4 protein-coding genes and 1 pseudogene are annotated in these 5,079 nt (G+C 46.0%); 3 read left to right on the plus strand and 2 right to left on the minus strand.

Going from position 1 to position 5,079, the window contains the following annotated elements; translation table 11 throughout:
• The coding region (locus IQ235_RS18645) for a CBS domain-containing protein (protein ID WP_264322913.1) at positions 1 to 427 on the minus strand (427 nt) is incomplete at its 3' end.
• A 114-nt stretch (positions 428 to 541) separates the two neighbouring features.
• The gene (locus IQ235_RS18650; protein ID WP_264322914.1) at positions 542 to 697 is read right to left on the minus strand and encodes a hypothetical protein; all 156 of its coding nucleotides are present in this window, start codon (positions 695 to 697) and stop codon (positions 542 to 544) included.
• A gap of 105 nt (positions 698 to 802) precedes the next feature.
• On the opposite strand from IQ235_RS18650, the pseudogene IQ235_RS18655 reads away from it, so the two are divergent.
• From IQ235_RS18655 to IQ235_RS18665, 3 genes and pseudogenes are all read left to right on the plus strand, one after another.
• Positions 803 to 1,240, plus strand: a pseudogene (locus tag IQ235_RS18655) (sensor histidine kinase); the annotation flags it as partial.
• A 1,417-nt stretch (positions 1,241 to 2,657) separates the two neighbouring features.
• Positions 2,658 to 3,788, plus strand: a complete 1,131-nt coding sequence (locus IQ235_RS18660; RefSeq protein WP_264322915.1) for a glycosyltransferase — start codon at positions 2,658 to 2,660, stop codon at positions 3,786 to 3,788.
• 10 nt (positions 3,789 to 3,798) lie between these two features.
• Positions 3,799 to 5,079, plus strand: a 1,281-nt coding sequence (locus tag IQ235_RS18665) for a GumC family protein (protein WP_264322916.1), incomplete at its 3' end; no start/stop codon positions are given.

Genomic DNA, 5,079 nt, shown 5'->3' on the forward strand with positions numbered 1-5,079 from the left:
GTCGATCGATGGTTTCTCCCTGAACAGTTTGGGGATCGATGGCTTGTAGCAAGCTTTTTTGTGTCACTAATCCGATAAGGTTACCTTGGGCATCGACGTTGGGAAGATGGCTCAGTTCGGTTTTGCGAAATCGATCGAGCAGAAGGGATACATTTTGCTCGCTCGATGCTTCGAGTACCGATGACGGTACTTTCATCACCGCTTGTATCGTTAAGTCGGTGTCGTTTTTCCCCGATGCGATCGAGCGTAAAAGATCGCGATCGTTTAGCCAACCCAGGAGTTTGGGAGAGTTGGGACTTTTGATAACTAGCACGCAACTGGCATCGGTTTCCAAGAGGCGGGCGATCGCATCAGATACAGTTGTGTCGGGGAATACGGTGAGGGGGTGGAGGTCGATCGCGCTGTGGAGAGAGGGGTCTGGTTTCATCGGGGAGTCTTGTGGAAGGATGAACAACTATGAGGTGGAAATTCTGAAGACGCAAGTCACCCAAATATCTCATCGATCGTCTCTATTCCATGTGCACCAACACAGTGTTGGGTGTTATGACGTATGGTTTTGAGTTTTAGCTGCGCGTAGTACTTTTAGCATCATCTCTGCTGCGTCAACTGCATTATACGGCGACCATACTGGATAAGAGCGATCGGGTACGATCGTCTCCATCTCTGATTGGGCGAGTTCCGAGACTAAAACTTGCATGACATAGAACTTGTCTGCACGACTTAGCCCTCGCAAGGTTAAGATGAGTTCTGATGAAACCACGCAAACAAGGAGAATGGGCGATCGCCGATTTCCTCACCATGCCTCAAAGCCAACGAACAGCGTCCGGAGATTGAAATCCTCAAAGAGTACGGGAATAGCCCTGAAGAGAAATGCTTTCCCGGACAACTGAATCAGGTGTTTATAAATCTGATTGCCAACGCCATCGATGCATTAAATGAAGGAAATGTCGATCGCAGTTTTGAGGAAATTGCAGCAAATCCCAACCAAATTACCATTCAAACCGACATTTAAGATGAAGGAGTCACCATCCGGATTTCCGATAATGGGGTGGGGATGCCAGAGGAAGTGCGACAGCATATTTTCGAGCAGGGATTTACCACTAAAGGTGTGGGAAAAGGCACGGGGTTAGGAATGGCAATCGCTCGTCAGATTATCGAAGAAAAACATGGCGGAACGATATCTTTCACCCGAACTCACGTTAATAATACGTATTTACACCATGAGGCGCTGTACATTTAAATGCGTGTAAATACGTATACTACTTGAGAGTTAAGCAAGTTTTATGCGTAAAAATATGGCCAACTCATGAGTGAGAGGCCATAATGCGAGCGTAATTGTTGACAAATATTAACCTGTTATAACTTCCTGTCGTGTCAGGTTCAATGAGAAAGTTAAGACTGAGTTAACACTGGGTAAAGAATAAGTTCAGTATTTCAGAGCTTGCCTCACCCAGCGACTGCTGAGTCAATTTTGACATGAGGGGTTGAATTGAAAGCGTATGACTCCCATTGAATGAAGACAACGACAAAAATTTTTTCTGGTGAAATATCACGAACGACCGAAGTAAAAAATAACGAAGTTAATTTTTCTAAAAAGAGAACTTTCGTATGGTTCGTATCAAAATAAATCAAAAAAGATACGGAAAATACTGATGTCAAAAGATTCCATATTAAATTACTATGGCTATCTATAAAGCTCAAACAAGCTCCTAAACTCAAACGACTATTCAAATTAGGGTCAAGTCTGTTACTAGACATCTCCGGAAATGCACGTCAAACTCTTATCCTGCCTGGGTAAAAGCTGAGTTTTCGAAGACATCTACTCATCTCATTACCATGCTAATAGATCGCTAATCAAAATAGGTCAGCTATTGGTAACTAGACAATTTTTGGTCTCTTTTGGGACTGAAAGCCGAAACAAAAGTAGAATTTAGGTTCAAATTCCTAAAATCCTTGTGGTTATCGTTTTTTATCCTTGTGACCGGACAATTATTACGACACTTGTGTTTAAAGCGAAAATCATACTAATGTTTTTCAAAGTACAACTATATAGAAAAAAATCAGCCTGGATGGGTAAGGTTAATTCTTGAGTACTGGCCTATTTCCTAACCCAAACTTACTCGGATTCTAGTTCTTTTTTTGTAACAAAATCTGAGGTGAGTATAACCAAAAAACCAAGTTACGTCATTTTATTCGAGGGATTGAAATTTAAGTAGTTCGCCCTTGTGTATCGATTGTATCGATCTGGAATTTGACTTTTTTTGACGATGCAACGTCAGCGCGGGATAAGCTGAAACTCGCATTCCGTCGTTGTTAATTTTTAATTTTAGGCATAGAGAAAACAGATTTGCGTTATTTCAGCTAACAACTAAAAATTCAATATCTTGAATTCATAAATCGCGTTATACGGTATGTTCCAGAGTTAGGATTCGTATCTTTGCTTGAAAGTCTATGAAGGGTATTAGAGCTGATTCACAGACTCTTTCTTGAGAATGCTAAAACCTGAAAACTCAGTGGTGAATAGCCATCGTTTTATGATGCTTTTTTCTGAATTTTAGCGATAAATATTCTATTCTCCATTCGCGATAGTTTAAGGTTTGCTTGACAGAGTGGCTTTTAGGGGATTAACGATTAGAAATCGACTGGATGTAGAGACTATGAAAATCGCGCTTGTCCATGACTATTTAACTCAAAGAGGTGGAGCTGAACGAGTTTTTGAACTGCTTTGTCATTACTTTCCCGAGGCGGATATTTTTACGTCGCTGTACGATCCGCAAAGAACGATCGACTTGAGCGATCGAGTTGTGAACACAACAGTGTTGCAAAAAATTCCCGGAGCTGCCAAAAATTTCCGGTTGTTGGCACCTTTCTATTATCCAGCTTTCCGGATGTTAGATCTTCAGGAGTACGATTTGATTCTCAGCAGTAGCAGTAGCTTTGCCAAGTCCGTCCGCAAACGACCCGGAGCCAAACATATTTGCTTTTGTCATAATGTGACTCGCTTCGTCTGGGATACGGACACGTATCTCAAAAACTACTCGCAGTACAAACTGATTTATCCGGCGATCGCCAAACTCCTCAAGAGTATGGTGAGAGTCGATCGACAATACGCCCAAGAACCAGATCTCTACATTGCTAACTCCGGAGTGGTTTCGCGCCGTATCCAGAAAGCTTACGGACGACGCGCTTTAGTTGCCCACTATCCGATTGATAGCCAAAAGTTCAAATTTAGCGATCGCAAAGAAGACTTCTACTTAGTGACATCGCGATTGTTGGGATATAAGCGGATTGATGTTACGATTCGAGCTTTCAACGAATTGGGGTGGCCTCTCATTATTATTGGAAACGGTCCGGAGCGAAAATACTTAGAATCGATCGCCTCCGATAACGTCCAATTCTTAGGATACGTCAGCGATACCCAACGCTGCTTGTTGATGTCCAAAGCGCGTGCCGTCGTCATTTCGGCTCTGGAGGATTACGGACTGGTTCCCATCGAAGCCAACGCCAGCGGTACGCCCGTCATTGGGTATGGTGCGGGAGGGATTTTAGAAACTCAAGTCCCCGACCAAACCGGAATATTATTTGAAGAGCAGACCCCAGCGTCCCTCAAAGCCGCACTCCTCGAATCGCGAAAGCGAGACTGGGATTTCCATGCAATTCGCGACCGGGCTTTAGGCAATTTTTCCGAGTCTATCTTTTTCCAAAAGGTGGAGCGAATCGCGACACACGTGAGCACACCGTCGATGGTAGATTTGAGGCATCCCGAACTGGCAATGGTTCCCAACTAGCGAAGCCCGCATGACACAGAGCCATCTCAACGAAACAGCGGAAGCAGATTTAGGTTACGGTCAATTATTTGGCATCCTGGTACGCCAACGCTATTGGTTCTCGGGCATTTTTATTGCGGTCTTGTGCGCCACAGCCGCGATTACCCTAAAGACGAAACCGACCTATCGCAGTACGATGCAGCTATTGGTTGAGCCGAACTACCCCCAAAAGCAAACCCTAGAAAGAACTCTTGAGAGTTCTCAGACCGGTGACGATGACTATGCCACTCAGCTGGCTCTGATGCGGAGTTCCCAGTTTACCGAAGAAGTAGCCGCACGGTTGCGGACTGATTACCCAGACCTAGAGGGAGCTGATATCGAACAAAACTTGGGTCTGTCTCGGGTGGAAGCCGGTGGAGAGGAAACGCAAATTTTTGCAGCGGTCTATACCGATGGCAACCCCGTTAAAACTCAAAAAATTCTCGAAACCTTGCAACAGGTTTATCAGGAGTATAACTTAGAGCAGGAGAAGCTCCGCCTGACCCAGGGTCTGGCGTTTATCGACGAACAGTCCGAAACCGCAAGAGATCGCCTCATCCAGTTAGAAGACGATCTCGAAGCCTTTCGCGCCAACGAGAATTTCATCGATCCCCAGCAGCAGGCGAATAGCGTTGCAGAAGCCCTAGACAGGATCGAAGGGGAACGGCGTACCCTACGCGCTCAGTACGAGGAGACTCAGGCTCGTTACGGGGCATTACAGGGGCAACTGACTCGCTCCCCCAAAGAAGGACTGATAGCCTCTCGCTTGAGTCAGTCATCTCGCTACCAAGCCTTGCTCGACGAACTGCAAAAGACCGAATTGACCCTTGCCCAGGAACGTTTGAGATTAACGAACAACCACCCGGACGTGGAAGCGCTGCAAGAACAGCGCCAGCGCCAACTTACCCTTCTCGCCCAAGAGCAACAACGGGTTTTAGGTCTCAATTCGGCTCCACCCATCAAATCGGGGGAATCTCTCAGGCAAACCGGACAACTCGGTAAGACCGACCAAGATTTGGTCGATCGGGTTTTGGAGGTGCAAGCGGAGTTACGGGGTTTGCAAGCTCGCGATCGGGCACTCGGTAGCATCGAGGAGGAACTGCGAGCCGAACTCGATCGCTTTCCCAAGGCGATCGCTAAGTACAACCGTCTCCAACCGGAGGTGGAAATTCAGCGCAATACCATCACCCAACTACTAGAGACCCGACAGGCATTAAGTCAGGAACTGGCACGAGGGGGGTTCAACTGGCAAGTGGTGGAGCCGCCCCAGGAG

The organism is Zarconia navalis LEGE 11467 (genome assembly GCF_015207075.1).
Classification (GTDB): domain Bacteria; phylum Cyanobacteriota; class Cyanobacteriia; order Cyanobacteriales; family Geitlerinemataceae; genus Zarconia; species Zarconia navalis.